This is a genomic window from Brevibacillus centrosporus, assembly GCF_046622605.1.
GTDB classification, from domain to species: domain Bacteria; phylum Bacillota; class Bacilli; order Brevibacillales; family Brevibacillaceae; genus Brevibacillus; species Brevibacillus centrosporus.
In genome coordinates this window covers 4,734,606-4,748,849 of the sequence record NZ_CP176856.1, presented here as the reverse complement: position 1 = coordinate 4,748,849, position 14,244 = coordinate 4,734,606, and the positions used below count along the sequence as shown (strand labels likewise).

The following is a 14,244-nucleotide window of genomic DNA, read 5'->3' as shown; positions in this document are numbered from 1 at the left end:
TAGAGTCGGGATTGTCATAATGGCTGCAGGTTTTTCTAAGAGGATGGGCTGCCAGAAATTGCTCTTGCCCTATGGAACCCAAAGCCTGTTGAGGCACGTAGTTAAAAAAAGGGTTGAATACAACAGCAAGCGAGGCCGTTGTTGTACTTAATTCTCAGTTTGAAGATTTGTTTAGTGAGATATCGGATTTGCCTATCTGGGTAATCGACCCGTTGACGGTGGACTTGTGTTGCTGGCAGATCAGCCGGGAATCGAGCCAGCCGTCCTAGAAGTGGTGATTGACCGGTTTGGACAGACAGAAAAAGGAATCGTTCAAGCAGCAATCCAGTTTGGAGGGAGCGGCAAGTGAACAAGCAGCATATTGGCAAACCGATGGCGCGAGTAGAGGATGCGCGGCTGACGTCTGGGCAAGGCAGCTTTATCGAGGATATGAACCCGCTGCCCAACATCCATCACGCCGCCATCCTGCGCAGCCCTTATCCCCATGCCCGCATCAAGGCGATTCGCACGGAACAGGCCGAACAGATGCCTGGCGTGAAAGGAATCGTGACGGGCAAAGATGTGGTGGAGTTGACCCATCCGTTTCCAGTAGGGGTAACCGCTCCGGTCAAGTATTACTCCTTGGCGGTAGACAAAGTCCGCTATGTAGGAGAGCCAGTGGCCGTTGTCGTGGCGAAAAACAGGTACCTCGCAGAAGATGCGCTGGAGCGGATTGAAGTGGAGTACGAATCACTCCCTGCCGTCGTCGATATCGAGACGTCCCTTCTTGCGGACAGTCCCATTCTTCACGACGAGGTAGGCTCCAACATCGCCAACCACCGCACATTCTCGTATGGAGACCCCGACAAGGCTTTCCGCGAGGCGGAGCTTGTGGTGAAGCACAAATTCATGTTTCCCAAATACAGCGCCACACCAGTGGAGACGTACGGAGTCATCGCCCACTATCAATCAAGCAGCGACAGCCTGACGATCTGGTCTAATTTCCACGGTCCGTTCACCTTGCAATCGGTCATGGCGGCAGCTTTGCGGATCAACTGCAACCAGCTGCGAATCATGATCCCCAAGGATGTGGGGGGAAGCTACGGAATCAAGTCGGGGGTATATCCCTACATGGTGCTGATGGGGGTCGTCTCGAAAAAGGTAGGCTTGCCCGTGAAGTGGATCGAGGATCGCCAGGAACATCTGATGGCGAGCTCGAGCGGAACGGACAGGGTGACCTGGATCGAGGCAGCCGTGAAGCGAGATGGGACCGTGACTGGCTTGCGGATGAAAATGGTGGATAGCGTCGGGGCTTATGTCCGGGCACCTGAGCCAGCTTGTCTGTACCGGACGCACTCCAACAGCACCGGCGCCTATCGGATCGAGCACCTTGCCATGGAAACCATCGCGGTCATGACCAACAAAAGTCCGACCGGGCTGATCCGGGGCTACGGCGGGCAGCAGATGTACTTTCCGTTGGAGCGGATCATGCACATGGTGGCGACGAAGCTGGGGCTGGACCCGGCTGAGGTCCTGCGGCGGAATTTGATAGCCAAAGAGGAATTCCCGTATCAGACGCCGTCGGGTGGAATTTACGACAGCGGTGACTATCGGCAGGCGTTTGAAAAGCTGATGAGCATCGCAAAGTACGAGGAATTTCGGAAGCGCCAGGCAAAAGCCAGACAGGAAGGCAGATATTTGGGGATCGGTTTGGCTTGCATCGTCGAACCATCCGGCTCCAACATGGGCTACATCACCGTCGCATTGACCCCGGAAGAGCGGGGAAGGTCGTTGCCAAAGTCAGGGTGCGCGGAAGGTGCCACCGTCTCGATTGATCCGATGGGCGGCATCAGTGTCCGAATCAGCACGGCCCCTACTGGGCAAGGGCATGAGACCGTCTCGGCGCAGATCGTGGGAGAAGTGCTTGGAGTGGACCCGCGAACAATCAAGGTGATCGCCGAGATGGATACGCTGACCAGCCCATGGTCGGTAGCCTCGGGCAGCTACTCCAGCCGCTTTGGCCCTATCGGATCGAGCGCCGTTTATCAGGCGGCGGGAAAAGTCCGGGAAAAGCTGCTTCGGATCGCAGCCGATCAACTGGGGCGCTCGCCTGATGAACTGGTCATGGAAACGGGCAAGGTTGTGGTGCGAGACGACCCATCCAAACAAATCTCGCTCAAGCGGCTTGTCGGTTCCGCCCACTGGAACCCGCAAGGATTGCCGGCGGGAACGGAGCCAGGCATTCACGAGACCGCCTTTTACACGATTCCGACTGCGCTGCCTCCCGATGAAAACGATTTGATCAATGGTTCGGCCACCTACGGATTTGTCGCCGATGCGGTCACAGTCGAAGTCGATCCCGCGACCGGCGATGTGCAAATCCTGGACTATTTCACCATCCATGACGCAGGCGTGCTCCTGAATCCTCTTATCGCCGACGGCCAGATCATGGGCGGGTTGGCGCACGGATTGGGCGGCGCGCTTTACGAGGAGCTGGCCTACGACAAGAACGGTCAGTTTCTGGCAGGGAGCTTTATGGATTACCTGTGTCCGACAGCTACAGAGATTCCAAAGGTGACCATCGCACACATCGAGACGCCATCGCCATTGACGCCTCTCGGGGCAAAGGGCTTGGGAGAAGGCAATACGATGAGTGCGCCGGTTGTGATCGCAAACGCAGTCGCAGACGCCCTTTCCCCTTACGATGTCACGATCGACACGTTGCCTTTGTCACCGAACCGGATCTGGTCATGGATTCAGCAAGCGAAAGGAAAATAGACGCGCAAAGAGGAGGAATTGGTATGAACGGAAATGGATCTGTCGAGCTGAATGCTTCGGTCGAGCAAGTATGGGCCAAAATCCTCAATCCCGAGGTGCTGGCCGAGTGCATCATGGGATGCAAGGAATTGGTGCTGCAAGAGGATGGGAAATACCGCGCTGATCTAGCGGTAGGGGTCGCCGCGGTAAAAGGAAAGTACGACGCGACGATTCAGCTGGCGGATGTGGAAGAGCTGAAAAGCTACAAATTGATCGTACGCGGAGAGGGAGCGCCGGGCTTTGTAGAAGCAGAAGGCCTGATCGAACTGATCCCGGCAGAAGAGGGAACCACCACACTCACCTATGCGTACCAAGCAGAGGTCGGGGGGAAGGTAGCGTCGATCGGCCAGCGGATGCTTGGCGGGGTCGCAAAGCTGTTGATCTCAGACTTTTTCAAAAAGATGAAAAAACAAGTGGAAAATGAACAAAAAACAGCCTGACATCAGATGCGGAGGGGTTTGAGGTGAAACCGGCAGCTTTTGATTATCTTCGTCCCTCCAATGTGGAGGAGGCGTGTCAACTGTTAGTGGAGTACGGGGAGGAAGGAAAGCTGATCGCTGGCGGACAAAGTTTGCTTCCGATCCTCAACATGCGGCTATCCACTCCCGAGTGCCTCATTGACATTAGCGGATTGCAAGAATTGAAGTACATCCACTCGGAAGGGGATTGGCTGAACATCGGGGCATTGACACGGCAGCGAGATGTAGAGAGATCGGCCTTGGTGAAGGAAGCGGCACCGCTCCTGTCGGAGGCACTGCCGTACATCGGGCACATGCAGACACGCAATCGCGGGACGTTCGGCGGCAGCCTGGTCCATGCCGACCCGACAGCTGAGATTCCCTTGTCACTTTTGGCATTGAACGCGTCGGTCGTCATTCAAAGCGCAGAGGGGGCCAGGGAGGTCGAGCTGAACGATTTTTTCATCACGTATTTGACGACGGACATCATGCCTGGAGAGATTTTGCGGGAAGTGAAGATTCCTGTGGGGTCGATTCCCATGGGCTACTCGTTCCAAGAGTACAGCAGAAAACACGGAGATTTCGCGCTGGTGGCGGCGGCATGCGTATTGGATACCGACGAACAAAATCGGATCACGGGGGTCAGACTCACGCTGGGCGGAGTAGATGCTGTTCCGGTGCTCGCAGCGGATGCAGCGGACTTGCTCATCGGTGAAAAACTGACAGACACCCTGCTGCAGGAAGCCAGCCGCGCAGCCTCCGCACACGTCGATCCCGAGGGTGACCTGCACGCTTCGCGGGAATACCGCCTCCATCTCGCGCAGGTGTTTGCTGCAAAGGTAATGGAAACCGCATACAACCGCGCAGTAGCAAAGGGGGGGACAGCGTGCTCAAGGTAAATCGGAACGAATGGTTCAACCTCCGTATGCAAGTAAACGGCAAGCGTTATGAGGAGCGTGTCGAACCGCGGAAGCTGCTGAGCGACTTTTTGCGGGAGGATTGCGGCTTGACTGGGACTCACGTCGGCTGCGAGCATGGCGTCTGTGGCGCATGTACGGTGCTGGTGGACGGCAGTGCCGTCCGCAGCTGCCTGATGTTTGCCATTCAGGCGGAGGGAGCGGAAATCACGACGGTGGAGGGACTCGCCCAAGGCGGCACGCCTCACCCGTTGCAAGAAGCATTCTCTGAGTGTCATGCCTTGCAATGTGGTTTTTGCACGCCGGGTATCCTGATGTCTTCTGTGGAGTTTTTAGAGACCCATTCCAATCCGGGGACAGAAGAGATCAAGGAAATGCTCTCGGGTCATTTGTGCAGGTGCACAGGGTACAAGGGAATCGTGGAAGCCGTGCAGAGAGTCGCACACAGACAGAAGGAAGGTGAAGAAGCGAGTGGATCTGGGGACGCTGTTTCAATTTGCAGTCGAACGACACCCGCAGTTTGAAGCATTGGTGCAGGGCGACAAACGCCTCACGTACGAAGAGCTGAATCAGGAGGTGGACCGGGCGGCATCTGGTCTGCAGGCTCTCGGTATCAAACGGCGCGACCGCGTGGTACTCGTCCTGAAAAATCGGATGGAAATGGTCATCCTGTACTGGGCCATCCAAAAAATCGGTGCCGTGTTCACGCCGATCAATTTCCGGCTGACGTCGGAAGAGATTGAATATTGCGTCAATAATGCACAGGCAAAAGCAGTCATCTATGAACCGGTCAGCGAAAGTGCTGTCCTGCAGGCAGTAGGCGGGGTGCAAACGCTGAAGATCGCCGTGCTGGGGGCGAGGGGGGCGGATGTCAGCTACGAAGACTTGCTGACCAAAGGCAGCGGTGAGGTGAAGCTGGAGGCAGGGAATAGCGATGACTACTGCCTGATGCTGTACACGTCGGGAACGACGGGGAAGCCCAAGGGCGTGCCTCGCACTCATCGCAATGAGTACAGCGCGGCGGTAGCGCACATCATTCAAAATCATTACTCCGTCCAGGAAAGCACGATTGGCGTCATGCCCTTGTACCACACGATGGGCATGCGTTCCCTCCTCTCGATCGCCTTCCTGAACGGAAAGCTGGTCATGACACCCGATTACGATGCCCGACTGGTCCTCGAGCATCTGGACAAAGAAAAGATCACGTGTGTCTATCTGGTGCCTACCATTTTTCATGATCTAGTATACCATTCCGATTTTGCCAAGTATAACCTGTCTGCGTTAAAAAAGTTGGGCTACGCAGGCGCCGCCATGACGAAGGCGTTGACCGAGGAGATCATCGCCAAGCTTCAGCCGGTGGTTTTCGTCAACCACTACGGTTCGTCGGAGGTGTATACCTTCTCCATCTGCAATTATTTGGATCGCAAGCCAGGTTGTGCAGGCAAGCCTGGATTCCACCAGCGGCTTCGTGTCGTGGTGGCGGATCCGGAGGGCGGCTCTGGGCCTGACGATGTCTTGCCACCCGGTGTTCCCGGAGAAATCATTGTCGACCTGCGCTCTCAGGAAGCCTTTCAAGGTTACTGGAATCGTCCCGACGCCACAGGCAAGGCACTTCGTGAGGGCTGGTATTTTACCGGTGACATGGGCGCGATAGATGAAGATGGGGATTTGTATGTCTTGGGGCGCGTGGACGACATGATCATCTCCGGGGGAGAAAACATCCATCCACTGGAAGTGGAAGATGTCATCGCTAAGCATCCAAAGGTAGCGGAGGTCGCCGTCGTCGGCTTGCCGGATGTACGGTGGGGGGAAATTGTGACAGCGTTTGTCGTGCCCAAGGACTCCCGATTGACGCAGGAGGAGCTGGACGAATACTGCAAGCAATGCAGCTTCCTGTCCAACTTCAAGCGTCCCAGAAAGTACGTGCTAGTCGAATCCATTCCGAAGAGTCCGGTGGGAAAAATCCTGCGGCGGATGCTGCGGGATGGCCAATATGAAGCAGGATTGACAAAAAAGGAGAGTGTATCGTAATGGACAAACACACACAAGCAGGCGCAACGCTTAACCAATGGGATCATCTTCGCGTTGAAAAGAACCTTGAGAAGAAAACGGCGACGATCGTTCTGGACCGCCCGGAAAAAATGAATACGCTCAGCTTTATCGCCCGTTCGCAGCTGAATCAGATTTTCCAGCAGCTGAATGAGGATGATGAGGTCCGCATCATCATCTTGAAAGGCGAAGGAAATCAAGCGTTCTCCTCTGGCGGAACCATCGCGCAGTTCATGGAACGCCATCCGGAAGAGCTTTCGGTCCTCCACAAGAATGTGGCTGCCCCCGAGCGTTCGTCGAAGCCGGTGATCGCCCAGCTGCAAGGCTATACCTTCGGGGTGGGCTTGGAGATTGCGATGTCCTGCGACCTTAGGATCGCTTCGGACACCACCTTGCTGGCGCTGCCGGAAGTCAAGCTGGGGATGATCCCTGGAAGCGGCGGGACGCAACGCATCGCCAGAATCGCCGGTTTGGGCCGCGCCAAGGATATGATCATGCGCGGACGCCGGATTCCTGCGGCCGAGGCGTATCAATGGGGGCTGTTGACGACGGTCGTTCCTCAGGAAAATCTGGATCAGGCAGTGGCTGACCTGGTCGATGAGCTGCTGGAATATTCGCCGCTAGCCCTTCGTGTCCTCAAGCAAGTATTGAACGCTTCGCAGGAAGGACCGCTCAGCGCAGGGCTGGAAATCGAGGGATACGCGTACGGCATGCTGCGGAGCACCCATGATTTCCGCGAAGGCGTCGATGCCTTTAATGAAAAACGCAAGCCCAACTTTATTGGCGAGTAAAGCCTCATGAAATAGCCCGGGGACTCCCCGGGCTGCAATAGGCTCGTATATATCTGAATATTTCGTGAGTTATTTCAAAAAGACGTTCTTGGAGGTATGAATATGTCCATGGTGAACGATACGAGCGCGCCTACGCTGACGCGCCCGCCAAAGGTCGAAGTGAGCCGTCGCCAGATGATCAATGCGTCACTGGCCTCACTCTTGGGCTGGTCACTCGATTTGTTTGATTTGTTTGTCCTGCTGTACGTCGCTCCCGTGATTGGTCAGCTTTTTTTTCCGGCCGATCTTCCTACGCTCTCATTGGCCGCCGTCTATGCTTCCTTTGCCGTCACACTCTTGATGAGACCGATAGGCTCAGCGCTGTTCGGTTCCTATGCAGACCGGCTCGGGCGAAAGCGGGCGATGATTTTTGCGGTTACCGGTGTCGGGATCTCCACCGCCCTGTTCGGTGCTTTGCCGACCGTGCAGCAGGTAGGCGTGACAGCAGCCGTCTTGTTTCTCATCCTGAGACTGATTCAGGGAATATTCGTCGGTGGTGTCGTGGCGTCTACACATACGATCGGCACGGAGTCAGTCCCTCCGAAATGGCGCGGCTTCATGTCAGGGTTGATTGGTGGCGGAGGTGCGGGCTTGGGCGCCTTGCTCGCTTCGATTGTGTACTTTATCGTCTCGGAAGCGTTTCCAGGTGAAGCCTTCAACGAGTGGGGCTGGCGGTTCATGTTTTTTGCGGGAATTCTAAGCTCCATCCTGGGGCTGTTCGTCTTCAAATCACTGGAGGAGTCCCCGCTGTGGTTACAGGCGAAACAAAAGCAAGCCAGTGAGGCGAAACCCGAGGCCTCTCCCGTAAAAACGATCTTCTCCCAATATTTATCCGTCCTGCTCGTGAATCTGCTCCTCGTGATCGGCGGGGGCACCGCTTATTATCTCACCTCTGGATACTTGCCTACCTTCCTCAAAGTAATCAACAAAATCCCCAGCGGTACAGCATCGCTGATTCTCATGGGCGCAAGTGTAACCGCTATCATTTCCGCTGTCTTGTTTGGTTACCTGAGCGATGTCATCGGCAGGAAGAAGACTTTCATCATCATTGGCATCATCAACCTGATCGTCCTTCCGGTACTGTATCTTGGCCTGGGGAGCGCAACGACGATTCCAATGATTACTGGTTACGCATTTGCCCTCGCCTTTTTGGGAAATGCTGCATATGCACCGATCCTGATATTCCTCAATGAGCGCTTCCCGACATCCATTCGCTCGAGCGGAACAGGACTTTCCTGGAACATAGGTTTTGCTGTGGGAGGGATGATGCCCACGTTTGTCACCCTGGCCAGTGGCGCTACGGAAAACATCCCGTTTTCGCTGATGTACTTTTCGATCGGAGTCTTTGTCCTGTATGTGATTGGTAGCTTCATCGTTCCGGAAACGAAAGGGAAGTTCGAGTAGCACCCGAGCCAAAGAGAGGGAAGGTGGATAGAGACGATGGCGTACGTGACGGAGCAAAAACCTGCAGATTACTGCAATTATGTAGGGGGAGAATGGACGAGATCATCCTCTGGCGAAACGCTGCCATCCTATAATCCGGCAACTGGGGAATGGGTCGGCACCGCGCAAAATTCCTCAGTATCCGACGTGGAACAGGCGATCGACAGGGCTTACGATGTTTTCCAAAAAAGCGATTGGGGCTATAACCCGAAACGGCGCTATGAAGCATTGCTCGGCTTCGCACAAAAAATCGAGGAGAACCTGGAGCGGCTGGCCACGGTTTTGACCCGCGAGCAAGGGAAAACCATCAAGGAATCGCGGCAGGAGCTAGCTGGATGCGTGGATACCCTGAAGTATTTCGCGGGTGCGGCCAGGACGGTATTCGGTCGCTCCGTCCAGCTTGAACCGGGCAATTTTGGCGTGATTGCCAAGGAGCCAATCGGCGTGGTGGGGATCATCTCCCCATGGAACTGGCCCGCGCTTCTGATGATTCGCGAGCTTGCGCCAGCTCTGGCAGCGGGAAACGCGGTGATCGTAAAGCCGGCCAGCCTGACTCCGGTCATTTCTGTCGAGCTGTTCAAACTGATTGCGGAAGTGCCGCAGTTCACCAAAGGCATCGTCAGCATCATCACGGGTCCAGGGCGCTCGATCGGGGCAGCCATGGGTGTCAGCAAAAAAATCGACATGATCAGCTTTACTGGAGATACCTCGACAGGCAAGACGATCATGGAGCTGGCTACGAGCAATATCAAGAAGCTGGCGCTGGAGCTAGGGGGCAAATCTCCCAATGTGCTGTTTGCGGACGCCAATTTAGACAAGGCGATCCCACTCATCGGCCGATCCATTTTCATCTCCGCCGGACAAATCTGCATGGCCGGCTCGCGGCTGCTGGTACACGAAGCTGTCAAAGACGAGGTATTGGCCCGCTTGAAGCAGTACGCCGAGAATCTTTGCGTGGGCAACGGGCTGCTAGAGTCTACCGACATGGGGCCAGTGATTAATCAGGATCAACTGGAGCTGGTTACCGAGTACTGTGAAATTGGCAAGCGCGAGGGGAAAATGATTACCGGCGGACATCGTTTGAGCGGGGGAGAATTTGATCGAGGAACGTTTTTTGCGCCAACGATCATCGATGAGCTTTCGCCAAGCTGCCGCGTAGTGCGCGAGGAGATTTTCGGTCCTGTCCTCGCCGTTCAAAGCTTTGCGAACGAAGAGGAAGCACTTGCGATGGCGAATGATACCGATTTCGGATTGTCAGCGGGAGTGTGGACGAACGATCTGAACCGCGCAATGCGCATGTCCAAGGGTATCAAAGCGGGGACGGTATGGATTAATACGTACAACAAAAATTTTCCGGAGGCGGAATTCGGTGGCTACAAACAGAGCGGCCTAGGTCGGACCCGCGGAGTCGACGGGCTGATGGAATACTGTGAAACCAAGCATATCCATTTCGAAGTGGAATGAACCGGCATCGAAAGGAGACTTTGCGATGAATGGAAACCAAGTCGTGCAGGGAGCTGATTTTTCCTTTCACCTGCCGACCGCGATTGAATTCGGCTTAGGAAAAGCAACCCGTCTCGGAGAAATCCTATTGCCGCTGGGCGTGAAAAAAGTGTTCATCGTTACCGACAAAGGCGTCGTTTCCGCTGGTTTGCTAGAAGGCGTGACGTTCTCCTTACAGCATCAGGGGATCGGCTACGACATTTATGCGGAGGTGGAGTCTGATCCGAGTCTTGAAACGATTGATAGGGGTGCCGAATATTTTCTGAAGCAACCGTACGATTGTGTGGTGGCCATAGGAGGCGGCAGTCCGATTGATACGGCAAAGGGAATCCGAGTCGTGGCCACAAATGGTGGAAGCATCGGCCAGTACGCAGGCGTTCACCGGGTGCCGACAGCCTCTCCCATTCCGCTGGTCGCGATTCCAACTACGTCAGGGACGGGCAGCGAGGTGACAATCTTCGGGGTGTATTCGGACTGGCACAATCAAGTGAAAATTACCGTGACCAGCCCTTATATGGCGCCTACCCTGGCCTTGATCGATCCGGCCTTGACGATTGGCCTGCCATCAAAAATGTCAGCGGCCACCGGGATTGATGCCCTCGCGCATGGAATCGAAACGTATTTTTCTCTGGGGTCGAGCACCGCGTCTGATGCCCTGGCCCTGCAAGCCATGGAAGTGGTGGTTGCGAATCTGCGCAGGGCGGTTCATGACGGCTCTGACATGACAGCGCGAATCGGGATGTCACACGGCAGCTTGCTCGCTGGGATGGCGTTCAACAACGGTTTTTTGGGATTGGCTCATGCGATCGGCAGTGCCCTATCCGGACACTGTCATGTGGCCCACGGTGTCGCCATTGGATTGCTTTTGCCGCACGTCGTAGCGTTCAACACACCAGTGTGTCCGGAGAAAGCGGCAAAGCTCGCCGTGTTGATGGGCGCACAGGAGAAGGCAGCGGAGGCCGTCGCCCAACTCGTTTGGGAGATTGGGCTTCCCACTCGAATGCGCGAAGTAAACGTGAAGGAAGAAAAGCTTGTCGATATCGCAAGGGATTCCTTCAAGAGTGGGATGATGAAATTCAATCCGCGTAAGCCGACCGAACAGGAGGTGCTGGAGCTTTTACAACGCGCGTTTTGATAGCCAAATGAAATCGCAAGGAGGCAGCTGATTATGGGTGAACAGCTGAATCAAAATACGGTTGATGACTTCATTCCCAGCCTTAATCAGACAACGGATGAAGTGGCATGGGATCTGTACCGCAAAGCGATCCGTTTTGGAACATGGGATCCTGCGGCGATTGACCTCGGTCAGGATAAAAAAGACTTTGAAGCGATCGATGACGATTTGAAAGGGTACCTCATCCATTTCTGCACAGGATTTCTCGATGCGGAGGAGAACGTGGCACTGAAATTTTGCCCATGGATCATGCTCGGTTCTTCCACGGAGCAACAGGCATTTCTCAGTACGCAGCTGGTAGAAGAATTCAAGCACACCGAGTTTTTCATGCGCTATTTCCAAGAAGTGTTCGGTAGGGAGCGAATCGTTGGCGTGAAAAATATCGTCCAGCAAAAGCTTGATGATCGCGTGAAAATGATGCTGGCTGCGCTTGAAAAAGGGGAAGAGGAACGCGAGGCCGCATTGGTGGAAGGATTGACCCATTACCAAGGCATCATTGAAGGCGTTCAGGCGATGACCGGATATGATGTGTACGAAGCGGTGTTCGGAAGCAAAGGGCTTTTTCCCGGATTGGCGGAGGGCTTTGCCCGAATCAAAGAAGACGAGGGGCGTCATGTCGGTTTCGGTCTTCGCATGCTGAAGCTGCTTGCCCGTAATCCGGAGCATGCAAAGCGCATTCGCGGACTATACGACGAATACTTACCGTACATTTTGATCCGTTATGATCAGCCGGTCATTGTGGATGGACGGGAGTACCCGACGCCGCCGGAAGTTCAGGGGCGTGAACGGTTGACGAAAATGTTCGAGCGCAGGCTGAAGGATATCTTCGGGAAACCAGTTGCCAGATAAGGGGGGACACCACTCGACATGAGGGCAAAAACGTTGCGGACGTGGCTGGAATATCTTCAATCAACAGACCGGCTTGCTGTCATTGAAAAACAGGTTCATCTGGAGTATGAGATTGCCGCCGTCGCCAAAAAATTGGATGGGAGAAAAGCAGCCTACTTCACTCGGGTGGAGGATTATCGGGTTCCCGTTGTTTCCGGCATTTGCTCGACGAGAGAGCAATTTGCGGAAGCTTTGGAAACGGATCAGTTTGGGTTGATACCCAAATTTACAGATGCCGTCAATTCCCCGCTCCCCTGCAGGCAGGTGCAAAACGGGGAAGCTCCGGTAAAGGAAAACATCGTATTAAAAGAAATAGATCTGATAAGGATGTTTCCGATTCCAGTGCATCATGAGAAAGACTCGGGCAACTACATCACCGCCGGTCTTTTTATCGTGCGCGACCCAGTCACTCGGAAGCAAAATGTGTCCATTCACCGTCTGCAAGTATCGGGGAAGAATCGCCTGGGGGCCTTGCTTCTGCCACGGCACACCTTTCATCTGTACAAACAGGCAGAGGAGGCGGGAAGACCACTTGAATGCGCTATCGTCATCGGCGTGGATCCGGCCACGCTGCTGGCGTCGCAAGCGAGTACGCCGTTCGGTGTGGATGAACTGGAGATAGCCGGTGCCCTGCGCAATGAACCGCTGGAAGTAGTGAGGTGTGAAACGGTCGACATCGATGTTCCTGCTTTTGCGGAGATTGTACTGGAAGGCAGGATACTACCTCATGTCCGGGAGCCGGAAGGGCCGTTCGGTGAATTTCCCAAATACTACGGCCCGAAGAGCGACAAGGAGGTAGTGGAAATCACGGCGGTTACCCACCGCAACAATCCGATATTTTACACGATTGTGCCGGCTGCTTATGAGCATTTGCTGCTGGGCGGGATTCCGCGCGAGGCCAGTCTGTTCCAAACCGTCCGGCAAACGGTTCCGAGTGTGAAGGCTGTCCACATGAGTTCTGGGGGGACCTGCCGTTACCATGCGATCGTCTCGATCAGCAAACGAAACGAGGGGGAGGCGAAAAACGCGATCTTGGCCGCGCTTGCAAACAGTTTCGATATTAAGCATGTGGTTGTCGTCGATGAAGACGTGGATATCTATGACATGGAAGAAGTCGAATGGGCCATCGCCACCCGTTTTCAGGCGGAACGAGACTTGGTCGTCATTCATGGGGCACAGGGATCTAAATTGGACCCTTCTACGAACGAAGGAGTGGGTTCGAAGCTAGGATTTGACTGCACCGTACCCTTAAACAGCGAACCTATGCGGTATCTTCGCATAAGGATTCCTCAGTACGACGAGATCAAATTGGAGGATTACTTGAAATAATGAGGAGGCATCACTCTTAAGTCCTCTATTCGCTCAGGCCTTTTTTTGGAATGACGGTGGGTATTGGGGATTTCAATTTCATTCCTCTACATGGGTCAATTGGGCGCTGGGCAGCCGCAGCCGCCCTATATGCGGCGGGGCGCCCCAGATTGGCCTTTCTGTTTGGGCTGTTTGTCCTCGTGTCACATGGGATGGACTACATGTTAGCTGAAAAATAGTCGATCGTCGAAGAGACCGTCCGGGTAGTGCACCCCGGGCGGTTTTTTCTGTCCGTGCATGGCCTACGCACACAATGGGCATTTGTGCATAGGCTGTTGATAGCTTTTTGTACAGATAGGAATGAATTAAAGAGGTGATGAGGTGATACGCCCGAGAAACCTGCCTGACCTGATCGCGTCGCTCCTGTGCATAGCTTTCGGTTTCATCGTGAGCAGGGAGGCTTATCGGCTGGAGAGCTATGCCGATTCCGTGTACGTCGGAGATCATACGTTGCCGTTTCTATTGGCGATCGTGTTTGTCGTGCTTGGCGCAGCCCTGCTGTTCCAATCGTTTCGGGCCAAGATCGGAGAGGGAGAAGGCGCAGCCCATGACCCCGAGTCGCTGGCGGGGAACAGGGAAACATCGCGGTTGATCCTTTGCTTTGTTACCCTTTTTCTCTACGTATGGCTGCTGGATTGGTTTGGTTACGTACTGGCTACTCTGCTGGCTTCCTTTGTTTTGTTTCGCCTGATCGGATTCTATCGATGGCTGACTTCTCTCTTCTTTTCCATTCTGCTCACCGGATGCTTGTATGTGGTGTTTATCTATTGGCTGCAAATTACTTTTTCGCGTGGATCTTTTTTTGATTGAAAGGAGGG

Annotated in this window: 13 protein-coding genes; all 13 read left to right on the top strand. The window is 54.6% G+C overall.

All coding sequences use genetic code 11. The annotated features are described in order from the left end of the window. Positions 1-19 precede the first annotated feature (19 nt). The 13 genes from ACLIN2_RS23940 (at position 20) to ACLIN2_RS23880 (ending at position 14,236) form a co-directional block, all read left to right on the top strand. Positions 20-151 carry an NTP transferase domain-containing protein gene (locus ACLIN2_RS23940; protein WP_400587369.1) on the top strand — a complete coding sequence of 44 codons (132 nt, stop codon included), beginning with the start codon at positions 20-22 and terminating at the stop codon, positions 149-151. A gap of 194 nt (positions 152-345) precedes the next feature. After that, positions 346-2,757 (top strand): xanthine dehydrogenase family protein molybdopterin-binding subunit, encoded by a 2,412-nt coding sequence (locus ACLIN2_RS23935; RefSeq protein WP_411502356.1) that lies wholly within the window; start codon positions 346-348, stop codon positions 2,755-2,757. Positions 2,758-2,780: 23 nt separating this feature from the next. Further along, on the top strand, positions 2,781-3,236 hold the full coding sequence (locus ACLIN2_RS23930; RefSeq protein WP_411502355.1) for an SRPBCC family protein: 456 nt from the start codon (positions 2,781-2,783) through the stop codon (positions 3,234-3,236). A 23-nt stretch (positions 3,237-3,259) separates the two neighbouring features. Then, a complete protein-coding gene (locus tag ACLIN2_RS23925; RefSeq protein WP_411502354.1) occupies positions 3,260-4,153 on the top strand; it encodes an FAD binding domain-containing protein in 894 nt (297 codons plus the stop codon). A gap of 26 nt (positions 4,154-4,179) precedes the next feature. Further along, on the top strand, positions 4,180-4,695 hold the full coding sequence (locus tag ACLIN2_RS23920) for a (2Fe-2S)-binding protein (protein ID WP_411504588.1): 516 nt from the start codon (positions 4,180-4,182) through the stop codon (positions 4,693-4,695). Beyond that, complete coding sequence (locus tag ACLIN2_RS23915; RefSeq protein WP_411502353.1) at positions 4,643-6,202, top strand: class I adenylate-forming enzyme family protein; 1,560 nt, start codon at positions 4,643-4,645, stop codon at positions 6,200-6,202. The genes ACLIN2_RS23920 and ACLIN2_RS23915 overlap by 53 nt, the downstream gene beginning before the upstream one ends. Next, the gene (locus ACLIN2_RS23910; protein WP_411502352.1) at positions 6,202-7,011 is read left to right on the top strand and encodes an enoyl-CoA hydratase/isomerase family protein; all 810 of its coding nucleotides are present in this window, start codon (positions 6,202-6,204) and stop codon (positions 7,009-7,011) included. Before ACLIN2_RS23915 ends, ACLIN2_RS23910 begins: the two co-directional genes overlap by 1 nt. A 102-nt stretch (positions 7,012-7,113) precedes the next feature. Next, positions 7,114-8,454, top strand: a complete 1,341-nt coding sequence (locus ACLIN2_RS23905) for an MFS transporter (RefSeq protein WP_246071070.1) — start codon at positions 7,114-7,116, stop codon at positions 8,452-8,454. Between the two features lie 36 nt (positions 8,455-8,490). Further along, the gene (locus ACLIN2_RS23900) at positions 8,491-9,957 is read left to right on the top strand and encodes an aldehyde dehydrogenase family protein (protein ID WP_411502351.1); all 1,467 of its coding nucleotides are present in this window, start codon (positions 8,491-8,493) and stop codon (positions 9,955-9,957) included. A 25-nt stretch (positions 9,958-9,982) separates the two neighbouring features. Beyond that, positions 9,983-11,131: an iron-containing alcohol dehydrogenase family protein gene (locus ACLIN2_RS23895; RefSeq protein ID WP_411502350.1), complete on the top strand. Its 1,149-nt coding sequence runs from the start codon at positions 9,983-9,985 to the stop codon at positions 11,129-11,131. Positions 11,132-11,164: 33 nt separating this feature from the next. Next, complete coding sequence (locus ACLIN2_RS23890; protein WP_092277158.1) at positions 11,165-12,019, top strand: R2-like ligand-binding oxidase; 855 nt, start codon at positions 11,165-11,167, stop codon at positions 12,017-12,019. A gap of 18 nt (positions 12,020-12,037) precedes the next feature. Next, the gene (locus ACLIN2_RS23885; protein ID WP_411502349.1) at positions 12,038-13,387 is read left to right on the top strand and encodes a UbiD family decarboxylase; all 1,350 of its coding nucleotides are present in this window, start codon (positions 12,038-12,040) and stop codon (positions 13,385-13,387) included. A 360-nt stretch (positions 13,388-13,747) separates the two neighbouring features. Further along, on the top strand, positions 13,748-14,236 hold the full coding sequence (locus ACLIN2_RS23880; RefSeq protein WP_411502348.1) for a tripartite tricarboxylate transporter TctB family protein: 489 nt from the start codon (positions 13,748-13,750) through the stop codon (positions 14,234-14,236). The last annotated feature ends 8 nt before the right edge of the window (positions 14,237-14,244 follow it).

Excerpts from the sequence above, each read along its gene's own strand:
- ACLIN2_RS23920 (WP_411504588.1), top strand. The coding sequence starts at position 4,180 with ATGCAAGTAAACGGCAAGCGTTATGAGGAGCGTGTCGAACCGCGGAAG.
- ACLIN2_RS23940 (WP_400587369.1), top strand. The coding sequence starts at position 20 with ATGGCTGCAGGTTTTTCTAAGAGGATGGGCTGCCAGAAATTGCTCTTG.
- ACLIN2_RS23900 (WP_411502351.1), top strand. The coding sequence starts at position 8,491 with ATGGCGTACGTGACGGAGCAAAAACCTGCAGATTACTGCAATTATGTA.
- ACLIN2_RS23890 (WP_092277158.1), top strand. The coding sequence starts at position 11,165 with ATGGGTGAACAGCTGAATCAAAATACGGTTGATGACTTCATTCCCAGC.
- ACLIN2_RS23930 (WP_411502355.1), top strand. The coding sequence starts at position 2,781 with ATGAACGGAAATGGATCTGTCGAGCTGAATGCTTCGGTCGAGCAAGTA.
- ACLIN2_RS23895 (WP_411502350.1), top strand. The coding sequence starts at position 9,983 with ATGAATGGAAACCAAGTCGTGCAGGGAGCTGATTTTTCCTTTCACCTG.
- ACLIN2_RS23905 (WP_246071070.1), top strand. The coding sequence starts at position 7,114 with ATGTCCATGGTGAACGATACGAGCGCGCCTACGCTGACGCGCCCGCCA.
- ACLIN2_RS23885 (WP_411502349.1), top strand. The coding sequence starts at position 12,038 with ATGAGGGCAAAAACGTTGCGGACGTGGCTGGAATATCTTCAATCAACA.
- ACLIN2_RS23910 (WP_411502352.1), top strand. The coding sequence starts at position 6,202 with ATGGACAAACACACACAAGCAGGCGCAACGCTTAACCAATGGGATCAT.